Origin of the sequence: Streptomyces tateyamensis, from assembly GCF_003205575.1 — a bacterium.
In the GTDB taxonomy this organism is placed as follows: Bacteria; Actinomycetota; Actinomycetes; order Streptomycetales; family Streptomycetaceae; genus Kitasatospora; species Kitasatospora tateyamensis.
In genome coordinates this window covers 1-21,132 of the sequence record NZ_PYBW01000032.1, presented here as the reverse complement: position 1 = coordinate 21,132, position 21,132 = coordinate 1, and the positions used below count along the sequence as shown (strand labels likewise).

Here is a 21,132-nt window from a genome sequence, read left to right as displayed (position 1 = left end):
GGCGCGTCCGTGGCCGACAGCAGCAACCTCCTGGCCGAACAGCGCCGGGCGCTGATCCTGGACGAGGTCCGCCGCCGCGGCGGAGTCCGGGTCAACGAGCTGACCCGGCGGCTGAACGTCTCCGACATGACGATCCGCCGGGACCTGGACGCGCTCGCCAAGGTCGGCGCGATCGAGAAGGTGCACGGCGGCGCCGTCCCGGTGGAGGAAGCCCGCACCCACGAGCCCGGCTTCGAGGCCAAGTCCTCGCTGGAGCTCTCCGCCAAGGAGGAGATCGCCCGGGCGGCGGCCGCACTGGTCAGCCCGGGGACGGCGATCGCGCTCTCCGGCGGCACCACCACCTTCGCGCTCGCCCAGCACCTGGTGACGGTCGGTCAGCTGACCGTGGTGACCAACTCGGTGCGGGTGGCGGACGTGTTCGAGCGGGCCCAGCGCCAGGGCGAGGGCACCGGGACCACGGTGGTGCTGACCGGCGGGGTGCGCACCCCCTCGGACTCGTTGGTGGGCCCGGTGGCCGACCGGGCGATCCGCTCGCTCCACTTCGACCTGCTCTTCCTCGGCACCCACGGCCTCTCCCCCGAGGCCGGGCTGTCCACCCCGAACCTGGCCGAGGCGGAGACCAACCGCAACTTCGTCGCCTCGGCCCGCCGGGTGGTCGCGGTGGCCGACCACACCAAGTGGGGTGTGGTCGGCCTGTCCACCTTCGCGGAGCTGGGCGAGGTGGACACCTGGGTCACCGACGCGGCCCTGCCCGCCGAGGCGGCGGAGGCGGCGCGCGAGTACGTGCGCGAGCTGGTGCTGGCGCCGACCGGCCTGTGAGGAGCCCCTGCTAACGGGGCGTCACGGCTCGCCCGCGCCACACCGTTCGATCAGGCCTCAGAGCTCGATCGCGTAGAACTTCAGCTCCTCGTCCTGCCCGGTCTGCACCATCCCGACCGCCTCCATCACCCGCTGGGAGGCGATGTTGTCCAGGTTGGTGTCGGCGATCAGGCGCTTGGCGCCCCACTCGCGCACCGCCGCCAGCATCCCGCGCAGCGCCTCGCTGGCATAGCCCTTGCCGCGCTCGGACACGGCCAGCCCGTAACCGATCTCGGCGGTGCCGCTCTCCCCCGGGGTGCCGTGGAAACCGATGCCGCCGATCGCCACGCCGTCGCTGCGGCGGCGGATCTCGTAGCCGCCCCAGGGGTGCAGGTCCTGCTCGTCGGCGCCCTGGCGCCGGGCGAACATGCCGGCGCCGGCCCGCTCGCCCTCGCTCGGGTAGTCGGCGGCCCAGTTGTCACCGGGGCCGGGCACCCCCTCGGCGACCCGCTGCGCCTCCTCGAGGGTGAAGGGGTGCAGTATCAGGCGGTCCGTCAGAAGATCTTCCATGCCCGTTGGAATATCACGCGGGCAGTGCCTCGGACCACCCATTTCCGGCGAGGAAGGACTCCAGCGCCCGCTCGTGCGGGGCGATCTCGATGCCGTGCTCGGCGAGCCAGGCGTCCGAGTAGTACTTGTCCAGGTAGCGGTCGCCCGGGTCGCAGATCAGGGTGACCACGCTGCCGCGCTCGCCGTGCTCGCGCATCTCGGCCACGATCCGCAGCGCGCTCCACAGTCCCGTGCCGGTGGAGGCGCCCGCCTTCTTGCCGAGCGCCCGCTCCAGCACCCGGATGGCGGCGATCGAGGCGGCGTCCGGGACCTTCATCATCCGGTCGATCGCGCCGGGCACGAAGCTGGGCTCCATCCGCGGCCGGCCGATGCCCTCGATCCGCGAGGAGGTGGGACAGCCCGCGTCCGGGTCGTGCCCGAGCCAGCCCTCGAAGAAGCAGGAGTTCTCCGGGTCGGGCACGCAGATCCGGGTGTCGAACTGCTGGTAGTGCACGTACCGGGCGATGGTCGCCGAGGTGCCGCCGGTCCCGGCGGTGGCCACGATCCAGGCCGGCTCGGGGTAGGGCTCCAGCCGCAGCTGGGCGAAGATCGACTCGGCGATGTTGTTGTTGCCGCGCCAGTCGGTGGCCCGCTCGGCGTAGGTGAACTGGTCCATGTAGTGGCCGCCGGTCTCGGCCGCCAGGCGGGCGGAGACCTCGTACACCTCGCAGGCGTTGTCCACCAGGTGGCAGCTGCCGCCGTGGAACTCGATCAGCTCGATCTTGGCCCGGCTGGTGGTCTTGGCCATCACCGCGATGAACGGCACCCCGATCAGCTGCGCGAAGTACGCCTCCGAGACGGCGGTGGACCCGCTCGACGCCTCGATCACCGGCTTGCCCGGGCGGATCCAGCCGTTGCACAGCCCGTACAGGAAGAGCGATCTCGCCAGCCGGTGCTTCAGGCTCCCGGTCGGATGCGTGGACTCGTCCTTCAGGTAGAGGTCGATCCCCCAGTCGGCCGGGAGCGGGAAACGCAACAGGTGCGTGTCCGCGGACCGGTTCGCATCCGCCTGCACCTTGCGCACCGCGTCCTTGAGCCAGGCCCGGTAGGCGGCGTCGGAGCGGTCGACATCGACGGTACTGCTGCTGAGGGTGGTGGCTGCCATGAGGTCAATTGTAACGGAAAGTAGTCATTCTGACCTGTACAGCTTCCGCTTATGGGGCGCACCGGGACGGGTGGGGCCCGACCCGGTGCGCGTGGCTCACCTGTCCCGCTCGCTGATCACCGCCCGCCGCGCCCGGTACTCCTCCTCGTCGATCTCCCCCCGCGCGTACCGCTCCCCGAGCACCGCCAGCGGCCCCATTTCCCGACCGCCGTACCCGCCGTACCCGCAGGCCCCCGCCCGCCGCCAGGCGGTCCGCCGTAGCACGGCGAACACCAGCACCACCACGACCAGCCAGAAGAACGGGAACACCAGGAACCACGGGTGCCACCCGCTCTGGACCAAGTGCTGCGCATACATGGGAATCCAACTCCTCGCCTGTCACCTGCACCGACCCCTCCACCTTCGCGCGCCCGCGCCACCGACCGCGTCGTGCGGGCGGCGGCCGTCGGGCTACCACGGTGGGAGTACGCGAGCGGCGAGGCGCTACGCCTCGTACCTCGCGACGAACCCGGGCCGGAGCTCCGCATACCGGGCCAGCACCCGCCGCAGACCGGCCCCGACTTCGGGAGCCGGCGCGGACGAGTGGACGAACCGCAGCTCGCCGGGGATCTCCACCAGGCCGGTGATCGCGTCCCAGAGGGCGGCCCAGTTCATCCCGTAGAAGTCGGGGAGCCCCAGCTCGCGCTTGAGCAGGGCGTGCAGGTCGCGCTCGCTGCTCACCCCGGCGAGGTCGATCGTCTGCGAGGCCGGCACCTCGACCTCCGCCTCCTCGGGCCGCCCCCAGAAGGCGGGCAGCCACCAGCACAGCGCCTCCGGCTCCTCGGGCCACGGGCGGACCTCGCCGCCCCAGTCCTCGAACAGGTCCCGCTCACGGTCGACGGGCCGCCAGGCGGGATCCCGCTCCTCGCCTTCCCGGGGCTCACGGACGGGCAGGGTCCGCAGCTCGCTGCGCCCGTGCTCCCGGTAGTTCTGCTGCGCCGTCACCAGCGAGACCCGGTTCGCCCCGCCTTCCAGGTACGGCCAGCGGAGCTGGACCCGGTCGTCCTCCCAGTAGCAGACCGGACAGATGGCGAACGAGCCGGGCCAACCGTCCGTCAGGTCGAAGACCAGGTGGCCGCAGCAGGGGCAGGGTCGGCGGGTGTCCATGGCTGCAGTCTCGGGCAGGGCGAGGAGTCGTGCTCGGATTTTCAAACCGGACCTCGCGCGCGGGCCCCGCCGGTAACCTGCTGCGCATGGCCACCGATCAGCTGACCGAGGATCTGCGCACCGCCGAACGCCGTCTCCAGGCAGCCCAACTCGCCGCCGACACCGAGGCGCTTGACCATCTGCTCGACGACCGCCTGGTCTTCACGGGCCCCGACGGACGCCTGTACAGCAAGGCCGACGACCTCGAACTCCAGCGGAGCGGCCGCCAGCGCCTCACCCGCGTCGAGGAGGAGGACCTGACCCTGCTCGTCATCGGCACCACCGGCCTCACCTGGTTCCTCGGCACCCTCGCCGGCACCTTCGACGGCCAGGACCTCACCACCCGCATCCGCTACACCCGCAGCTGGATCCACACCCCGAACCACGGCTGGCGCGTCGTCGCCGCCCACGCGAGCCTGGTCTGACCCTGGTTGAGTCCGGCCCTCGGCGCAGTGAGTTCGAGGGCGGGCGCCAGGCTCCGGCCAAAAGCTCAGGTTGCCGGCGACCACGCCGTGGGCGCCGGCGTCTGCCGAGCTCTCGAAGAAGACCACGCCGTAGCCGTCGCAGTTGCGCACGGTGTTCCCGGTGATCTCGGTAACTAACGACTCCTCTTCCGCGGCGCCCTGACGGCTTCGCGGCGGCCAGGTCGACCTCGCCCCGTCTCCCTTCCCCGACGGGACCGGCCACTACGCTCTCCCGTATGCCCACTCCCGAGTTCATCACCGAACTGCGCGCACTGGTCGGCACCCGCCCGCTCTGGCTCAGCTGCGCGGTCGCCGTGGTCCTGGACCCGGACGGCACCCGCGTCCTGCTGGGCCGCCGCACCGACAGCGGCCAGTGGGCCCTGCCCGGCGGCATCATCGACCCGGGCGAGCAGCCGGCCGATGCCGTGGTCCGCGAGTGCTTCGAGGAGACCGGCGTCGTCGCCCGACCGGAGGCACTGACCTCGGTGACGGTCTCGGAGACCGTCGTCTACGCCAACGGCGACCGGACCCAGTACCTGGAACTCACCTTCCGCTGCCGCGCGGTGGCCGGCGAGGCCCGGGTCAACGACGAGGAGTCGACCGAGGTCCGCTGGTTCGACCTGACCGACCTCCCACCTCTGGACGCCCCCAACCGACGCCGCCTCACTCTGGCCCTCTCCCACCAGGGCCCCGCAGCCTACGACTTCTCGGGACTGCCCACCGTCCTGGGCCACGCATCCAACGAGACGCTCGGGCCACCCGCGAGGTAACTGCGCAGCGCAGTGGCCGTGGTCGGGACAAACTCTCCAGGGAGGGCATCAGTGGAGACCCGGTGGGCGGGGGCCAGGAGTGGGAGATCGACGCGATGTGGCTGCTGACGTCCGCGCCGTGAACCCGACCAACGCCCAGCGCCGCCAGGCTCGTTCCGCCTCGCCAAGCTGCGGCTGCCCCTGCCCTTGCTGCGCCCGATCACCGCTACTGCGCCTGAGCCTGGCGCAGCCGGTTCATCTGTTGCGCACCGATCGGTGAGTCAGGTGGAACGCGCAGAGCAGCTTCCAAGTCCCCAAAGTCGGACAGGCCGACTTTGGGGACGGTCTTCTGGATCGACACACGAGCGCAGCCAGGGCAGGGAGGGGCCGCCACCATGGAGCCCCACCGCATGAGGGGCCCCGCCCCTCAGCCCGCGACCGCCTGAGGGTCCCTCAGGTACGGCTCCCAGGCGAACTCCGCCGCGCCCACCAGGCCCGCGTGGCAGACCTCGGCCGCGACCACCGGGACCTGGTCGCAGCGACCCCAGAGGCTGTGCCGGGCCACCAGCTCGGGCAGCCGGGTCGGCGCGGCGGCGAGCAGGTCCTGGTGGAGGCCGCTGAGCACGATGCGGTCCGGGTTGAGGATGTTGGCCAGGCCCGCCAGGCCCAGTGCGAGGCGGTCCACCACGGTGTCCACGGCCGCGCGGGCCGAGGGGTCGCGGGCCAGCTCGCGGGCCTGGTCGAGCAGGGGGCGGGACGGGTCCACCGCGCGCCCGGCGGCGGAGAACAGCGCCTCCGGGTCCGTCTCCACGTTCAGGCAGCCCCGGTTCCCGCACGGGCAGGGCCGCCCGAGCGGATCCACCGTCAGGTGGCCCACCTCCAGGGCGAGGCCGGCGCTGCCGGTGTGCAGCCGGCCGTCCACCACCAGCGCGCCGCCCACGCCGCGGTGGCCGGAGGTGACCAGCAGCAGGTGGCGGGCGTCGCGGCCGGCGCCGTGGCGGTGTTCGGCCAGCGCGGCGAGGTTGGCGTCGTTGGCCACCGCGGTGGGCAGCGGGACTCGCCCCCGGGGGCCCAGGTCCTGGGCCGCGATCGCGTCCGCGAACAGTTGCACCACCGGAGTCCCGCCGGGCCAGCCGAAGTGCAGCGCGGCCGGCGCCGTCCCGTCCGGCTCGCGCACGGGGTTGGGCAGCGCGAGGGCCGCGCCCAGGCAGCGGCGGCGCTGGGCCCGGACCAGCGCGGCCCCGGCGGCGGCGATCGTGGCGAGTATCGGCTCGGGGTCGGTGGCGGCGGGCAGCGGGAGGTAGACCGCCTCGCCGAGCTCGCCGCCGAGGCCGGCCAGGGCGACCGAGAGCATGTCGAAGTGCACCTGGGCGGCGAGTACCACCGGTCCGTCGGGGGCCAGGCCGAGCCGGTGCGAGGGGCGGCCGCGGCCGGTGCCGATCGGGTGTTCGTCGACCGTCACCAGGCCGAGCGCGGCGAGTTCGCCGGCCACCGCACCGGCGGTGGCCCGGGTGACCTCCAGCGCGGTGGTGAGGGCGGAGCGGGTGGGGGTGCGCCCGGTGTGGATCAGGCGCAGGGCGGGGCCCAGCAGCGTGCGGCCCCGGTCGGGGGCGGGGCGGCGGCCGGGGCCGGGGCCGGGGCGGGTTGTGGACGGGTTCGACACTCCTCTATTCTGACTTTGTGCCGCTCCTAAACAAAAAGCCAGCCGCCCTTCCCCGTCCAGTGGCCACCGACTCTCACCCGACCGGCCCAGCGCAGCCCCGTGCCTGGAGTGCCGCCCGGCTCGCGATCACCGCGTTCTTCGCCCTCGACGGCTACCTGTTCGCCGCCTGGGTGGTCCGCATCCCCGACATCCGGGCCCAGGTGCACGCCTCGCACTCGGCGCTCGGGCTGGCCCTGCTCTGCGTCTCGGCAGGCGCGGTGGCCACCATGCCGCTGGTCGGCCGGCTCTGCGTCCGCTTCGGCACCCGACGCGTCACGGTGGCCTCGCTGGTGCTGCTCAGCGCGGCCGTGGCGCTGCCGCCGCACACCCACTCGGTGCCGCTGCTCGGCGCAGTACTGCTGCTCTTCGGCGCCGCGTACGGCGCGGCCAACGTCGCGATGAACAGCGCGGCCGTGGAGGTGGTGGCCGAGCTGCGCCGCCCGGTGATGCCGAGCTTCCACGCCGGGTACAGCCTGGGCGGGCTGGTCGGCGCCTCGGTCGGCGGGCTGCTGGCCGGCCGGCTGACGGCCACCTGGGCGCTGGGCCTGAGCGCGGCGCTGGGCGTGCTGGTGACCGGCGCGGCCGGCGCGGTGCTGCTGCGCAGCCACCCGAGCCCGCCGGTGGCACCGGTGCGGCGCGCCGAGCCCGCCGGACGTACCGAGCGCACCGAGCGCACCGCGAAGGGCCTCCCGCACGCCCGCGTCCTGGTCCTGCTGCTCGGGCTGACCGCGCTGTTCGACGCGTACGGGGAGGGCTCGCTGGCGGACTGGGCCACCCTGCACCTGACGGACGACGTGCACGCCGGTGCCGGGCTGGCCGCGTTCGGGTTCGCGGCCTACGCCTTCGCAATGACCGCCGGGCGGCTGGCCGGGACCTGGCTCTCGATCAGGTTCGGGCCGGCCCGGGTGATGGCGGCCGGCGGCCTGCTGGCGGGGGTCGGGATGCTGGTCGCGGCGCTGACGCCGTCGGTGCCCGCGGTGCTGGGCGGGTTCGTGCTGGTGGGGCTGGGCCTGTCCAACCTGTTCCCGCTGGCGATCGCCCGGGCCGGCGAGGCGGGCGGGCCGCACGGGGTCGCACTGGCCTCCACCCTCGGGTACGGCGGGATGCTGATCGGCCCGCCGGTGATCGGGTTCCTGGCGGACGCGGTGAGCCTGCCGGTGGCGCTGACCACGGTGGCCGCCGCCGGCGCGGGAGCCGCGGGGCTGGCGCTGCTGGCGCACCGGCCCCGCTTCGCGCGCCAGGACCGGTGAGCCGGGCCCCCGGCGGCCGGAACACCTAGGCTGCCCCTCATGCCCGTGACCTTCCTCCCCGCCGCCGTCCGCCGAGCCACCCCGTGGCGCAACGGCGGTGGCCTCACCCGGGAAGTCGCCCTGACCGACTTCTCACGCGTCAGCCTCGCCGAGATCGAGGCCGACGGACCGTTCTCGGTTTTCCCCGACTGCCACCGGATCTTCACGGTGGTGGCCGGGGCGGGGGTCGAGCTGACGGTGGGCCAGGCCGCGCCGGTGCGGATCGGGCCACTCGAGCCGTTCGCCTTCCCGGGGGCGGCGGCGACCGGCGCGCGGCTGCTGGACGGGCCGGTGACGGTGCTGAACCTGATCACCCGTCACGCCGGCGCCGAGGTGGCGCTGCACCCGGGGCCCGAGCTTCGGCCGGCCCCCGGGCACCCGCAGCTGGCGGTCGACCTGGACGGCTACGACGCGCTGCTGGTCAGCGCCCCCGACACGGCCCCGCTCCCACCGGGCCGCCAGGTCGTGGTGACCCTCTGACCCGGGGCCGCTCCCCCCTCAGCGGGCAGCCGCCGACCCGGCCCCGCTGCCGGGCGGCCGGACCATGAACACGTCCATCGGGTCCTCCCCGGTCAGCACGAACCCGCTCCGCTCGTACAAGCGGCGCGCGGGGCTGCCCTGCAGCACGTTGAGCCGCAGCGTGTGCCCGGCCGCGTCCGCCTCGGTCAGCAGGCCGGCCAGCACCGAGCTGCCGATCCCGCGGCCGTGCAGCGCCGGGTCCAGGTAGAAGTGCTCCAGCCAGTGCCCGTCCTCGGCCGGTCGGACCGCCACGCAGCCGGCCAGCCGCCCGTCCACCTCGACCACCCGGGTGTGCTCGGGCCGGTAGGCCTCCCGGAACCGCCGGCGCACCCGGTCCTCGTCATAGCGGCCCAGGCGCTCCAGATCGGGGCGCATCGCCTCGGCGCGCAGTTCGGCGATCGGTTCGACGTCGGCGGGCTCACCGACCCGCAGCTGTATATGCATGAATAGAACTGTATAGCTATTCAGCACCTGGCGGCCGCAGATCCCACCCCACCAGGGCACGCAGCTGCTCGGCCGTCACGCCCTCCGGCAGCGGCTGCGGCGCCTCGTACCGGAACGGCGGCTGCCACCCGTCCAGTTCGCTGTAGCTGCGCACCACCCGGGCGGGCGCGCCGGCCACCACCGCGAAGTCGGGCACCTCGCCGCGCACCACCGAGCCGGCCGCGACCACGACGTTGCGGCCCAGCCGGGCGCCGGGCAGGATCACCGCGCCGGTGCCGATCCAGCTGCCCGCACCGATCTCCACCGGCTCGTTGCGCGGCCACTGCTTGCCGATCGGCAGCGTGGTGTCGCGGTACTCGTGCGCCTGGTCGCTGATGTAGACGTTCGGCCCGGTCCACACGTCGTCGCCGAGCACGATCGACTGATGGCCCACCAGGTGGCTGCCGCGCCCGATCACGCAGCCGCCGCCGATCCGGATCACCGGCTCCGGACCCAGGTCGAGCCCGGGCAGGAAGCCGGCCGACATGGTGACCCGCTCGCCGATGATGCAGAACGGGCCGATCGCTATCGACTGCTCGTTGAAGACCGTGCCGAGCGGGAAGGCGAGCTTGCTGCCGTCGCCCAGGGTGTGGAACCGGTAGGGGCCGGGCTGCTGGTTGCTGACCGCGCCGCGTTCCTGCACCCAGCGCCAGGCCCGGTGCACGGCCCGCCCGGTGGCGCGACGGGTCCGGGCGCGGGCAGCGGCGAGCAGGCGGGCGGCGGCGAGAGGCATGCGCTCACCGTATCGGCAGGCCAGACCCGCCGACCGCCTGCGGGACGAAGGTCACACGGGTCAGCCCGCGACCCACGGCGCCGGGCGGCGCTCCAGGAAGGCCCGCATCCCGGCCTGGGCCTCGGGCGAGCCGAACAGGCGGGCGGACTGCTCGACCCGGGCCTCGGTGTCGGCGTCGAAGGAGGCCAGCACCGGGGCGTTGACCAGTAGCTTCGACTCGGCCAGGCCCTGCGGCGAGGCCAGCCGCAGCGCGGCCAGCAACTCCTCCAGGGCCGGCTCGCTCTGCTCGGCGGCCACCGTCACCAGGCCGATCCGGGCCGCCTCGGCGGCGTCGAAGGTCTCGCCGGTCAGGTAGTAGCGCGCGGCGGCGCGCGGCTCCAGCTTGGGGCGCAGCGGCAGCGAGATCACGGCGGGGGCCAGGCCCAGGCGCACCTCGGTGAAGGCGAAGGTGCTGGCGGGGCCGGCCACCACCAGGTCGCAGGCGCCCAGCAGGCCCAGGCCGCCGGCCCGCACGTGGCCGTTGACGTGGGCGATCACCGGCTTGGGGCACTCCACGACGGCCCGCTGGATCTCCACCAGCCCGCGCGGCCCCACCGTCGGGTCGTCCCCGGTCGCCTCCGACAGGTCGGCCCCGGCGCAGAACACCTTGCCGGTGTGGCCCAGCACCACGGCCCGCACCTGCGGGTCCTTGGCGGCCTCGGCCAGCCCTTGCGCGAGCTCCGCCATCAGCCGGGTGGAGAGCGCGTTGCGGTTGTGCGGCGAGTCCAGTTCCAGGGTGGTGACGAGGTCGGCCGTGCGGACGCGGACGAGGGGCTCAGCAGCGCTGGTCATCGGGGTGGGACCTGCTTTCCGGGATCCGAGGTGAGGGTGGGTCGGACGTCACCGAGGACTCTGGCACGCGGACCGCCCCGGACACCACACCCCACCGGACTCCCACCGACCCCGCCCGGCCGCGAACAGCACGGTGCCCCGCCTACGGGGGAGAGGCGGGGCACCGTGTCTGATCAGCACGCCGGGGACGGCGGCCGACCGGCTCTGGGGACCTTCTTGCGCTCCATGGCGGCAGTACTCCCTCTGTGGTGACGGAGTGTTGGCTCCGAGTCGGCGGTTCCGACACTACCTTCGGTTGCCGAGCATGTACATGGCGTATTCCTGCCAACCGGCCGCGACCTGCGTCACACCGCGCCGCCGGGGCCGCGCGGCCCCGGCGGCCGCAGTCACCCCAGCCACCCCGGCCGCACCAGCCCCGACTCGTACGCCAGCACCACCAGTTGCGCGCGGTCGCGGGTACCGAGCTTGACCATCGCCCGGCTCACGTGGGTTTTGGCAGTCAGCGGACTGACCACCAGCCGCCGGGCGATCTCCTCGTTCGACAGGCCGAGGCCGACCAGCGCCACCACCTCCCGCTCCCGCTCGGTCAGCACCCCCAGCGCCGCGCCGCCGGCCGCCGCCGGGGCCTTGGACCGGGCCGCGAACTCGCCGATCAGCCGCCTGGTCGCACCGGGTGACAGCAGCGCGTCGCCGGCCGCCACCACCCGCACCGCGCGCAGCAGGTCGGCGGGCTCGGTGTCCTTGACCAGGAACCCGGCCGCGCCGCCGCGCAGCGCCTCGAAGACGTACTCGTCCAGCTCGAAGGTGGTCAGCACCACCACCCGGACCTCGGCCAGCTCCTGACGGGCCGTGATCCGGCGGGTCGCCGCCAGGCCGTCCAGCACCGGCATCCGAATGTCCATCAGCACCACGTCGGGTCGCAGCTCGCCCGTCAGCCGCACCGCCTGCTCGCCGTCGCCCGCCTCACCGACCACCTCCAGGTCCGGCTGGGCGTCCAGCAGGGCCCGGAAGCCGGCCCGCACCAGCACCTGGTCGTCGGCCAGCAGCACCCTGATCATCGGTCCTCCCCGCTCGTCGGCAGCCGCGCCGCCACCCGGAACCCGCCCTGGTACGGCTCCGCCACCAGGGTGCCGCCCAGCGCGGCGGCCCGCTCGCGCATCCCGGCCAGCCCGTTGCCGCCCCCGGCCGGCTCGCCGGCCTCGGGGGCGCCAGCGGGGCCCGGGTCGGTCAGCCGGACCGTCAGCGCCGCCGGGTCCGTCCAGTCCAGCAGCAGTTCGGCGCGGCGGGCGGTGGAGTGCCGGATCACGTTGGTCAGCGCCTCCTGGACGATCCGGAACGCGGCCAGGCCCACCCCGGCGGGCACGGTCCGCGCCGCGCCGTCCGCGCGGACGGTGACGGCCAGCCCGGCGTGCGCGGCCTGCTCGGTCAGCTCCGGCAACCGGTCCAGGCCCGCGACCGGGCGCCGGGGTGCGGAAGCACCGGGCCCGCGCAGCGTGCCCAGCACCTGGCGGACCTCGCCGAGCGCCTCCTTGCTGGCCGCCTTGATGGTCAGCAGCGCGGCCCGGGCCTGCTCGGGCTGATCGTCGATCAGCTCCAGCCCCACCCCGGCCTGCAGGTGGATCAGCGAGATGCTGTGCGCCAGGATGTCGTGCAGCTCGCGGGCCATCCGCAGCCGCTCCTCGTCGGCCCGGCGCTGCGCCTCGGCCCGGGCAGCCGCCCGGCGGGCCGCGATCCGCTCGTGCCGGAACCGGGTCAGCTCGGCGCCGGCGGCCAGTAGCAGCGCCAGCGCTACCAGGCCCAACTCCTGCCACCAGCCGCCGTGCTGCGGCGGGTGCACCCGCCGCCAGGAGGCGGGCAGCACGAAGGTGAGCAGCAGGTGGCCGAGGGAGACCGCCCCCAGGGTGGCACCGGCGGCGCGCCGGTGGCCGCGGACGACCGCACCGGCGTAGGCGAGGGCGAAGCTGACCACGACCGGGCCGTAGGGGTAGCCGGCCGCCAGGTAGAGCAGGGTGACGGCACCGGTCGCGGCCACCACCGCGGCCGGCCACCGCCGGCGCAGCACCAGCAGGGCGGGGCCGGCCAGCAGGAGCAGGTAGCCGAGGGCGTCCAGCGCGTGCCGGGGCGGCACCTGACGGTGCGCCGCACCGACGCTGCCGCCCAGCTGCACCACGGCGACCAGCACCGCCGAGACCACCGGCCACCGGGACCGGCGCCACGGCGGCAGCGGGCGGCCGGCGGCTTCACTGCTCATGACGGCAGGCTAGGCGAACCCGCCCGGCCCGGTCATCGCCCGACCGGGGTGATCGCGCGTACTCCACCGGGAGTACCCGCCCGCCGAGGACTACCGCGAGGCCAGGGCCGCGAGCCGGCGGGCCGCCCCGTACTGGCGCAGGATCTGGGCGAAGGTGATGTGCCCCTGGGTGGTCCGGGCGAAGGCGCGCCAGGCCGGGCCGATCAGGCAGACCGCCAGGTGGAACAGGTGCGGCCGCCGCTCGAAGGCCTCCAGCATCACCTTGCCCGCCCGCATCTCCACTCCCAGCCCGGCCTTGACCGCGAACGCGTAGTTCAGCGCCTGCCGCCGCACGTCACCGGGCGCCTCCGCCTCGGCGACCTGCGCCGCCCACTCCCCCGCCAGCCGCCCGGAGCGCAGCGCGTAGGAGATCCCCTCCCGGGTCCACGGCTCGAGCAGCCCGGCCGCGTCGCCGGCCACCAGCACCCGGCCGCGGGAGAGCGGCGAGTCCTCGGCCCGGCAGCGGGTCAGGTGCCCGGACTCCACGGCAGGGGTGAACCCGGACAGCCCGAGCCGGCGGATGTAGTCCGCCAGGTACGCCTTGGTCCGCTCGCCGTCGCCGCGCGCCGAGATGACTCCGACGGTCAGCGTGCCCGAGTCGGTCTTGGGGAAGACCCAGCCGTAACTGCCGGGCAGCGGACCCCAGTCCAGGTGGATCCGGCCGGCCCAGTCCCGGGCCACCCGCTCGGGCACCGGGATCTCGGCCTCCAGGCCCAGGTCGATCTGGTCGAAGGTGACCCCGACGTGCCGGCCGATCCGGCTCGCGCTGCCGTCCGCCCCGACCACCGCGCGGGCCCGCACCGAGCGTCCGTCGGCCAGCGTCACCGCGACCGTGCGCCGGTCCGCGCCGCCCTGCTCGACGCCGGTCGCGGTCACCCCGGTGACCAGCACGGCGCCCGCCTGCTGCGCGGCCTCGACCAGGCGCAGGTCGAACTCGTTCCGGTTGACCAGCCCGAACAGCATCCGCTTGGAGCGCCGGGTCCGGGTGAAGCGGCCGTTCAGCGCGAAGGTGACGGCGCTGACCCGGTCCTGGAACGGGATCTTGAAGTCCGGCGGCAGGCTGTCCCGGGACGGCCCGATGATGCCGCCGCCGCAGGTCTTGTAGCGGGGGTGCTCGGCCTTGTCCAGCAGCAGCACCCGGCGGCCCTGCACCGCGGCCGCGTACGCGGCCGAGGAACCGGCCGGGCCGGCGCCGACCACCACGACGTCCCAGATCCCGTCGAGCTGCTCGCTGCTGCCGTCCTCGCCGGCCTCCGCCGGCAGCTCGTCCGCCGGCGGGACGTCCTCCAGCGGATCGTCCGCCACCGGGTCATCCAGGTCATCGACGGCCTCGAGGGCGTCGAAGGGCAGGCTGGCGTCAGGGGCGTTACCGGAGTCTCTCACGGCGAGTCATCCTATGCGCCGCGACACGGTCGAGCTGCGGTACGTCCCGACAACACCCCTGGCGGCGGCGCCTATGCTCGACGGGCCAGGTGATCACCCACTCCCCGGAGGCCCTCATGATCGCACCCGATCTCGCCACCGCAGTCCGCGACCTGATGCCCCGTGCCCGCCACGAACTGGCCGAGCTGGTCGCCTTCCCGTCCGTCGCCGACCCCGAGCTCGGCCTGGAGCAGGAGTGCCGCGCCGCCGCCCAGTGGGTCGCCGACGCCCTGCGCGCCGAGGGCCTGACGGAGGTCCGGCTGCTCGACACGCCGGACGGCACCCAGTCCGTCTACGGCGAGCTGATCACCCGTGACGACGCGCCGACCGTGCTGCTCTACGCCCACTACGACGTGCAGCCCGAGCTGGACGCCGGCGGCTGGACCTCCCCGCCGTTCGAGCTCACCGAGCGGGACGGCCGCTGGTACGGGCGCGGCGCCGCCGACTGCAAGGGCAACATCCTGATGCACCTGACGGCCCTGCGGGCGCTGCGCCAGGTCGACGGGACGCTCCCGGTCAACCTGAAGGTGATCGTCGAGGGCTCCGAGGAGCAGGGCACCGGCGGCATGGAGAAGTACGCCCTCGGCGCGCCGGAGCTGCTGCTGGCGGACGCCATCGTGATCGGCGACGTGGGCAACTTCGCCAACGGGCTGCCCACCGCGACCGCCTCGCTGCGCGGCATCACCGAGGTCGAGGTCGAGGTCCGCACACTGGCGGGCAACCTGCACTCGGGCCAGTTCGGCGGTGCGGCCCCGGACGCGCTGGCCGCGCTGATCAAGATGCTCGGCACCCTCTACGACGAGCAGGGCGCCACCACCATCAAGGACCTGCCGGCCGACCAGACCTGGCCCGGCGTCAGCTACCCCGAGGACCGGTTCCGGGCCGACGCCCGGGTACTGGAGGGGGTCGGGCTGATCGGCGGCGGCGAGATCGCCGACCGGCTCTGGGCCCGCCCGGCGGTCACCGTGCTGGGCATCGACGTGCCCTCGGTGCTGCACTCCACCTCCTCGGTGCAGGCCGGCGCCCGGGCCAAGGTGAGCCTGCGGGTGCCGCCGGGCATGGACGTGGACGGGGCGCAGGCCAAGCTGATCGCGCACCTGGAGTCGGTGGCGCCCTGGCACGTGTCGCTGCGGCTGACCCCGCTGCCGGGCGGCTCGCCGTTCCTGGCCGAGACCTCCGGGCCGGCCTACGAGGCGCTGCGGACCGCGATGCGGGAGGCGTTCGGGCAGGAGATGGTGGTGGCCGGCGAGGGCGGCTCGATCCCGCTCTGCAACACGCTGCGCACCCTGTACCCGAGCGCGGAGATCGTGCTGATCGGGGTCGAGGAGCCGGGCTGCCAGATCCACGCCCTGGACGAGAGCGTGGACCCGGCCGAGCTGCAGCGGATGGCGCTCACCGAGGCCCTCTTCCTGCGCGAGTACGCCGCGACCTGGGGCAACTGACCCGGCGACCGGCGGGCCCCTGGGCCGGAGCTCTGGCAACACCCGCGGACGGGTGCACCGGCGCCCGCTACCCGAACTCCGCCGGCCGGTACCGCCGCTGCGCCGCCCGGTCGGCGAGCGCGAGCAGCGCGGTGCCCGCCACCGCGCCGGCCCCGCCGCCGAAACAGAGGTCGGCGATCAGGCTCGGCCGCCCGCCCCGGACCTGGCGGGCCCGGGCCACCCGGTGCGCCGCCCCCGCGGCGGTGGCCAGCAGCACGACGGCCCGCCGCGCCGCCCGGCCGGGCGGCGGCACGGCCGCCTCCGGCGCCGGGTGCGGGTCGGGCGCCGGGTGCGCCGCCGGCTCCGGGCCGCCCAGCTCGCGTCCGAGGTGACGGGCCAGCACGCCCAGCGCCACCGCCGAGCTCGCGTACTGCGCGACCGTGGCCAGCGGCACCCCGGCCGCCTCGCGCTGCAGCACCGGCAGCAGCCTGGTCCCGGCCCGCCCGGGATGGGTGAACGCGTCCCATCCCACGTGGGTGGCGGCCCCGATCGCGGCGGAGAGCGCGAACCCGGCCGCCGTGGCGGGCCGCGGCCCCGGTGCGGTGGCCGCCAGCGCGGGCCCGGCCCACCGCGGCGGCAGCAGCCCGAGCAGCGGCCGGCGCAGCACCGACTCCCAGCCGGCGACCAGTGCCCCGGCCAGCGCCACGTCCACCGTCGGCACCGCCCACCACCGGTGGGTCAGCGCCCCGTGCCGGTACAGGCCGCCCCGGCAGGAGGCCGCGAAGAACGGCAGATCGGGTGCCATCGACCCGGCCACCAGCCCGGCGGCGACCAGCGGCCCGCGCCCCCGCAGCCCGCGCAACAGGGGGAGCACGGCGGCCGGGTGACTGAAGGTGAACGGCATGCGCCCATCCTGCCCCGTGCACCCCGCCCCGTCACGCCGGCCACCGCCACCCCACCGGTCACCGCTACCCCGTCGGCCGGCCGGCCTCGAGGTAGCTGGGCCGGCCCGCCCGCCGCGCCGCCAGCGCACCCCGCAGCCGGGCCAGCCGCCCGGGCGAGAGCAGCTCGGCCGCCTCCGGCAGGGTGACGAACCGCCAGGCGCGCAGCTCGTCCGGCGGCAGCCGCAGGCCTTCCTGCTGACCCGCGCTCAGCTGCCCGCCGTCGTAGACCAGCCGCATCCCGCCCCGGTGCTCGCCGCGCCTGGGCTCCCAGTCGACCGCGAGCAGCCGCAGCCGCTCGGGGGCCAGCGTGACGCCCAGCTCCTCGGCCGCCTCGCGCACCGCCGCCTGGGTGGGGGCCTCGCCGCGCTCCACCACCCCGCCGGGGAACTCCCAGCCGGGCTTGTACACCGGGTCGACCAGCAGCACCCGGTCCCGCTCGTCGAAGAAGAGCACCGCGGAGGCCGTGGTGTCGCCCGTCGAATCGGCGCTGCGCACGATCGGACAGCGCGCGCTGCCCTCCTTGACCAGCGCGGCCAGCGTCTGCGCCACCTGGCGCGGGGTCAGCGCCCCGGTGTCCAGCACGTGTGCGTCCCGGTGCAGCCACTCCCGGGCCGCCTGGTACCGCGACAACTGCTCGTACCGCCACTGCCGCACCCGCTCGCCGGCCGCCGGGTCGCCCGGGACCTCTCCGCTGCTCGCGATCCGGTCCCGCAGGATCGTTTCCTCAGCGTGCAGCACGAAATGGTGCACGGTCAGCCCGCGGGCCGCAAGCGCGCCGAAGATCTCGTCCCGGTACTCCTCGCGCAGCACCGTCATCGGCACCACCAGGGTGCCCGGCACCTCGGCCAGCAGGGCGGCCGCCACCTGCGGGACCAGTTTCCGCCAGGCCGGCAGGTCCTGGACATCGGTGACCCCGGCCAGCCGCCGGGCCGGCAGCAGCCGGCGCAGCGTGGCGCCGACCACCTCCGGATCGTAGAGCGTGCTGTCCGGCAGCAGCTCGACCAGCTCCCGGCAGGCACTGGTCTTGCCCGCCCCGAACGTCCCGTTGACCCAGACGATCACGCGTCCCCCTGACCTCGGGCGGCCTGGGCGCGGTGGGTCCCGCGCGCCGCGGCTTCCTCTCGGGTGGTACCCGTCGGCCCCGACCCCGCACTCCTGGTTGTCTGACGCACCGTCACCCGACGGACCGCCGCCCGGCGCACCCGCTGGTCGGGCGCACCTCCCGCCGTAGTGCGCACGCGGCTGCGCGCCGGGCGTGCGCTCCGTACGCCGGTCACTTCTCGACGGCCCACAGCGCCGCGGCCGCGGCTCCCACCAGGCCGGCATCGGTGGCCAGCGCCGCCGACTCGATCCGCAGGCCGCGCACGTAGGGCAGCGTCGCGTACTCCGCCAGCCGGGCCCGCAGCGGGCCCAGCAGCAGGTCGCCGGACTGCGCCACGCCGCCGCCGATCACCACCACGTCCAGTTCGACCAGGGTCGCGGTGGCCGCGATCCCGGCCGCCAGCGCCTGGCCGGCCCTTGCGAAGGCGGCCAGCGCCCGGGGGTCGCCGTCCCGGGCCGACTCAGCGACGGCCGCGGCACCGGCCGCACCGGAGCGCGGCCGCCACCCCGCCGCCACCGCGTGCCGGGCGATCGCGGTACCGCTGGCCAGCAGCTCCAGGCAGCCGCGGCTGCCGCACGGGCACGGCTCGCCCTCCAGGTCCACGGTGATGTGGCCGATGTGCCCGGCGTTCCCGGTCGGCCCGGGGTACAGCGCACCGCCCAGCACCAGGCCGCCGCCGACCCCGGTGGAGACCACCATGCACAGCGCGTTGTCGAAGCCGCGGGCCGCACCGCGCCAGTGCTCGGCGGCCGCCATCGCCACCCCGTCGCCGGTCAGCACGCCGGGCAGCCCGTCGGTCAGCCGGTCCAGCTCGCGCAGCAGCGGGAAGTCGCGCCAGCCGGGGATGTTCACCGGGCTGACCGTGCCGCGCAGCGTGTCCACCGGCCCCGCGCTGCCCACGCCGACCAGCCGCACCCGGGGCCACTCGGGCAGCCCGCGCAGCCGGCCGACCACCTCGGCCAGCGAGTCGAGCACCGCCTGACCGCCCTCGGCGGCCCGGGTCGGCCGCTCGGTGCGGCAGTGCAGCACCCCGTCCTCGGCACCCACCAGCGCACCGGCGATCTTCGTCCCACCGATGTCGACCGCCAGCACCAGGGCCTGACCGTCCACCGACTGCCCACCCAGCATCGAAACACGCCCCGCTCTCGTCCCGGTCCGGCCCCGCACGGTCCGAACCCGCCGCAGACCCTACCCGCTCGACACATCGTCAGCTCCGCGGGCACCACCTGCACCGATCGTCGCCCCCGGTACTGCGAAGCTCCTGGACAGGGGCGGCCGGCCGGACCGACAATCTGGTGCATGAGTGCCCCTGAGTTCCGGACCGACGCGGCCGTCTCCGGACTGCTCGACCGCCCCTCGGAGGCCGACCGGGAGCGGGCGCTCGGGATGCTGCGGCAGGGCGCGGGCGACGGCCGGCTCTCGCACGACACCTTCATGCGCCGGATGGAGCTGGTGCTCACCGCGCGCAGCCGCGGCGAGTTGGACTCCGTACTGGCCGACCTGCCCGCCGACGGCCTGCTGGCCCGGCTCGCGCTGCGCACCGTGGGGCGGCTGTCCGCGTTCACCGTCCGGCTGCGCGACGCCTGGCACACCGAGCGGCTACCCGGGCTGACCCTGCCCCAGCTGGGCCCGCCCGCCCTGCGGATCGGCCGCGCCCCGGGCAGCGACCTGCGGCTGAGCGACGCCTCGGTCTCCCGCAACCACGCCGAACTGCGCCGCTACCCGCACGGCTGGACCCTGCGCGACCTCGGCTCCACCAACGGCACCCACGTCAACGGCCACCGCGTCACCGGCGCCGTCCCGGTCCGCCCCGGCGACCGGGTCACCTTCGGCAACCTCGCCTTCCGCCTCGCGGCGGGCTGACGGGGGGTCAGCTCCGTTGGCTCCGCCGGCCCCCGGCGTGGCCAACCCGCTGCCCGAACGCGGTCGCGCCGCCCCCTAGCCCTCCAGCAAGCGCTTCTTCAGCACCTTCCCCATCGCGTTCCGGGGCAGCTCCGCCACCAGCACGACCTCCCGGGGCCGCTTGTGGACGGACAGGCGGTCGGCAACGAAGCTGCTGAGCTGGTCCCCCGTCACCTCTCCGTCCGCCACCACGAACGCCACCACCCGCTGCCCCAGGTCCGCGTCCGGTGCGCCCACCACCGCGGCGTCGGCCACGGCGGGGTGGTCCCGGAGCGCGGCCTCGACCTCGCCGGCGCCGATCTTGAAGCCACCGCTCTTGATCAGGTCCACCGAGGCACGGCCGACGATCCGGTGGAAGCCGTCGGGGCCGATGGTGGCCACGTCCCCGGTGCGGAACCAGCCGTCCGCCGTACGCACCTCGGCGTCGGCGGCCGGGCGGTTGAGGTAGCCGTCGAACAGGGTCGCCCCGCTCACCTGGAGCTCGCCCACCGACTCCCCGTCGCTGGGCACCGGCTCGCCGTCCTCACCGACCAGCCGGGTGGCGATCCCCGCCAGCGGCAGGCCGACGCTGCCGGGCCGACGCTCGCCGTCCGCCCGGGTGCTCACGGTGATCAGGGTCTCGGTCATGCCGTACCGCTCGATCGGCTGGTGCCCGGTCAGCTCCGCCAGCCGCTCGAAGACCGGCACCGGCAGCGGCGCGCTCCCCGAGACCAGCAGCCGGGCCCCGGCCAGCGCCTGCGCGGCCGACTCGTCGGCGGCCACCCGGGACCAGACGGTCGGCACGCCGAAGTAGAGCGAGCCCTGCGCCTTGGCGTAGGCCTCGGGGGTCGGCCGACCGGTGTGCACCAGCCGGCTCCCGGTCCGCAGCGCGCCCAGCACTCCGAGCACCAGCCCGTGCACGTGGAACAGCGGCAGGCCGTGCACCAGGGTGTCCTCGGCGGTCCAGGCCCAGGCGGCGGCCAAGGCGTCCAGGTCGGCCGCCACCGCGCGCCGGGACAGCACGGCGCCCTTGGGGGGCCCGGTGGTCCCGGAGGTGTAGAGCACGAACGCGGGCCGCTCCGGCGCCGGTTCCGGCAGCCGGGCGTCGTACCGCTCGGCCAGGTCCACCGGCAGCGCCTCGACCGCCGGCAGCGCGTCATGACCTGTACCGCCGACCCCACCGACCCCGGCCCCGGCCCTGGCACCCGCACCGCCCGCCACCGGCCCGTCGGCGCAGGCCAGCAGCTGCGCGCCGCTGTCGCGCAGGATGTGGCCGCGCTCCACCGGCCCGGCATCCGGCGGCACCGGCACCACGGGCACGCCCGCGAGCAGGCCGCCGACCACGGCGACCACCGTCTCGGCGGTCGGCCGGGCCAGGACCGCCAGCGCCTGCGCCCCGCCGATTCTGGCCGCCACCGCACCGGCCGCGCCCAGCAGTTGCTCCCGGCTGAGCTGCCGACCGTCGATCACCAGAGCGTCGGGGGCGTCGCCGAAGCCGCCCTGAAGTGCCGTCAACAAGTCCACGCCCGCACTCTAACGGCCGCAGGGTGGGTCCCCCACCCGGAAGAACCGGGGGAACCCACCCTGTGTCGGTGTGTTGCTGGT

Annotated in this window: 22 protein-coding genes; 7 read left to right on the top strand and 15 right to left on the bottom strand. The window is 75.1% G+C overall.

Annotation, left to right across the window (positions count from 1 at the left end; translation table 11 throughout):
• Window positions 1-9 precede the first annotated feature (9 nt).
• Window positions 10-819 carry a DeoR/GlpR family DNA-binding transcription regulator gene (locus C7C46_RS10630; protein ID WP_110668228.1) on the top strand — a complete coding sequence of 270 codons (810 nt, stop codon included), beginning with the start codon at window positions 10-12 and terminating at the stop codon, window positions 817-819.
• A 57-nt stretch (window positions 820-876) separates the two neighbouring features.
• Here C7C46_RS10630 and C7C46_RS10625 read toward each other — a convergent pair whose 3' ends face one another.
• The 4 genes from C7C46_RS10625 to C7C46_RS36385 form a co-directional block, all read right to left on the bottom strand.
• Complete coding sequence (locus C7C46_RS10625; protein ID WP_110668225.1) at window positions 877-1,368, bottom strand: GNAT family N-acetyltransferase; 492 nt, start codon at window positions 1,366-1,368, stop codon at window positions 877-879.
• A gap of 13 nt (window positions 1,369-1,381) precedes the next feature.
• Window positions 1,382-2,512, bottom strand: coding sequence for a PLP-dependent cysteine synthase family protein (locus C7C46_RS10620; protein WP_110668223.1), 1,131 nt, complete (start codon window positions 2,510-2,512; stop codon window positions 1,382-1,384).
• 96 nt (window positions 2,513-2,608) lie between these two features.
• Window positions 2,609-2,869, bottom strand: a complete 261-nt coding sequence (locus C7C46_RS10615) for an SHOCT domain-containing protein (protein WP_110668221.1) — start codon at window positions 2,867-2,869, stop codon at window positions 2,609-2,611.
• A 126-nt stretch (window positions 2,870-2,995) separates the two neighbouring features.
• Window positions 2,996-3,658, bottom strand: coding sequence for a CPCC family cysteine-rich protein (locus C7C46_RS36385; protein ID WP_245984339.1), 663 nt, complete (start codon window positions 3,656-3,658; stop codon window positions 2,996-2,998).
• An 86-nt stretch (window positions 3,659-3,744) separates the two neighbouring features.
• On the opposite strand from C7C46_RS36385, the gene C7C46_RS10600 reads away from it, so the two are divergent.
• On the top strand, window positions 3,745-4,122 hold the full coding sequence (locus C7C46_RS10600; RefSeq protein ID WP_110668219.1) for a nuclear transport factor 2 family protein: 378 nt from the start codon (window positions 3,745-3,747) through the stop codon (window positions 4,120-4,122).
• A gap of 275 nt (window positions 4,123-4,397) precedes the next feature.
• The gene (locus C7C46_RS10595) at window positions 4,398-4,931 is read left to right on the top strand and encodes an NUDIX hydrolase (RefSeq protein ID WP_110668217.1); all 534 of its coding nucleotides are present in this window, start codon (window positions 4,398-4,400) and stop codon (window positions 4,929-4,931) included.
• Between the two features lie 406 nt (window positions 4,932-5,337).
• Here C7C46_RS10595 and C7C46_RS10585 read toward each other — a convergent pair whose 3' ends face one another.
• Entirely contained in the window at window positions 5,338-6,573 is a 1,236-nt protein-coding gene (locus C7C46_RS10585; protein WP_110668212.1) for an ROK family protein, read from the bottom strand.
• Window positions 6,574-6,590: 17 nt separating this feature from the next.
• On the opposite strand from C7C46_RS10585, the gene C7C46_RS10580 reads away from it, so the two are divergent.
• Both C7C46_RS10580 and C7C46_RS10575 read left to right on the top strand, forming a co-directional pair.
• Window positions 6,591-7,862: an MFS transporter gene (locus C7C46_RS10580; RefSeq protein ID WP_110668210.1), complete on the top strand. Its 1,272-nt coding sequence runs from the start codon at window positions 6,591-6,593 to the stop codon at window positions 7,860-7,862.
• Between the two features lie 39 nt (window positions 7,863-7,901).
• A complete protein-coding gene (locus C7C46_RS10575) occupies window positions 7,902-8,381 on the top strand; it encodes a HutD/Ves family protein (protein WP_110668208.1) in 480 nt (159 codons plus the stop codon).
• Window positions 8,382-8,399: 18 nt separating this feature from the next.
• Here C7C46_RS10575 and C7C46_RS10570 read toward each other — a convergent pair whose 3' ends face one another.
• The 6 genes from C7C46_RS10570 to C7C46_RS10545 all read right to left on the bottom strand — a co-directional run bounded on the left by C7C46_RS10570 (window position 8,400) and on the right by C7C46_RS10545 (window position 14,020).
• Complete coding sequence (locus tag C7C46_RS10570; protein WP_110668206.1) at window positions 8,400-8,864, bottom strand: GNAT family N-acetyltransferase; 465 nt, start codon at window positions 8,862-8,864, stop codon at window positions 8,400-8,402.
• A gap of 16 nt (window positions 8,865-8,880) precedes the next feature.
• A complete protein-coding gene (locus C7C46_RS10565) occupies window positions 8,881-9,636 on the bottom strand; it encodes an acyltransferase (protein WP_110668204.1) in 756 nt (251 codons plus the stop codon).
• 60 nt (window positions 9,637-9,696) lie between these two features.
• Entirely contained in the window at window positions 9,697-10,467 is a 771-nt protein-coding gene (locus C7C46_RS10560; protein ID WP_110668202.1) for an enoyl-CoA hydratase family protein, read from the bottom strand.
• 386 nt (window positions 10,468-10,853) lie between these two features.
• Entirely contained in the window at window positions 10,854-11,525 is a 672-nt protein-coding gene (locus C7C46_RS10555; RefSeq protein WP_110668199.1) for a response regulator transcription factor, read from the bottom strand.
• Complete coding sequence (locus C7C46_RS10550) at window positions 11,522-12,718, bottom strand: sensor histidine kinase (RefSeq protein WP_110668196.1); 1,197 nt, start codon at window positions 12,716-12,718, stop codon at window positions 11,522-11,524. The genes C7C46_RS10555 and C7C46_RS10550 overlap by 4 nt, the downstream gene beginning before the upstream one ends.
• Window positions 12,719-12,808: 90 nt before the next feature.
• Window positions 12,809-14,020, bottom strand: coding sequence for a geranylgeranyl reductase family protein (locus tag C7C46_RS10545; RefSeq protein ID WP_110668293.1), 1,212 nt, complete (start codon window positions 14,018-14,020; stop codon window positions 12,809-12,811).
• Between the two features lie 236 nt (window positions 14,021-14,256).
• Here C7C46_RS10545 and C7C46_RS10540 point away from each other — a divergent pair, with 236 nt between their 5' ends.
• Window positions 14,257-15,621, top strand: a complete 1,365-nt coding sequence (locus C7C46_RS10540; RefSeq protein ID WP_110668194.1) for a dipeptidase — start codon at window positions 14,257-14,259, stop codon at window positions 15,619-15,621.
• Between the two features lie 67 nt (window positions 15,622-15,688).
• Here the strand turns inward: C7C46_RS10540 and C7C46_RS10535 are convergent, their stop codons facing one another.
• The 3 genes from C7C46_RS10535 to C7C46_RS10525 all read right to left on the bottom strand — a co-directional run bounded on the left by C7C46_RS10535 (window position 15,689) and on the right by C7C46_RS10525 (window position 18,774).
• On the bottom strand, window positions 15,689-16,504 hold the full coding sequence (locus C7C46_RS10535; RefSeq protein WP_110668192.1) for a DUF4184 family protein: 816 nt from the start codon (window positions 16,502-16,504) through the stop codon (window positions 15,689-15,691).
• Between the two features lie 64 nt (window positions 16,505-16,568).
• The gene (locus C7C46_RS10530) at window positions 16,569-17,606 is read right to left on the bottom strand and encodes an NUDIX hydrolase (protein WP_110668190.1); all 1,038 of its coding nucleotides are present in this window, start codon (window positions 17,604-17,606) and stop codon (window positions 16,569-16,571) included.
• A gap of 211 nt (window positions 17,607-17,817) precedes the next feature.
• Complete coding sequence (locus C7C46_RS10525; RefSeq protein ID WP_110668188.1) at window positions 17,818-18,774, bottom strand: ROK family protein; 957 nt, start codon at window positions 18,772-18,774, stop codon at window positions 17,818-17,820.
• A 171-nt stretch (window positions 18,775-18,945) separates the two neighbouring features.
• Here C7C46_RS10525 and C7C46_RS10520 point away from each other — a divergent pair, with 171 nt between their 5' ends.
• A complete protein-coding gene (locus tag C7C46_RS10520) occupies window positions 18,946-19,509 on the top strand; it encodes an FHA domain-containing protein (protein ID WP_110668186.1) in 564 nt (187 codons plus the stop codon).
• Window positions 19,510-19,584: 75 nt separating this feature from the next.
• On the opposite strand, the gene C7C46_RS10515 is transcribed toward C7C46_RS10520, so the two are convergent.
• Window positions 19,585-21,051, bottom strand: coding sequence for an AMP-binding protein (locus tag C7C46_RS10515; RefSeq protein WP_110668184.1), 1,467 nt, complete (start codon window positions 21,049-21,051; stop codon window positions 19,585-19,587).
• Between the last annotated feature and the right edge of the window lie 81 nt (window positions 21,052-21,132).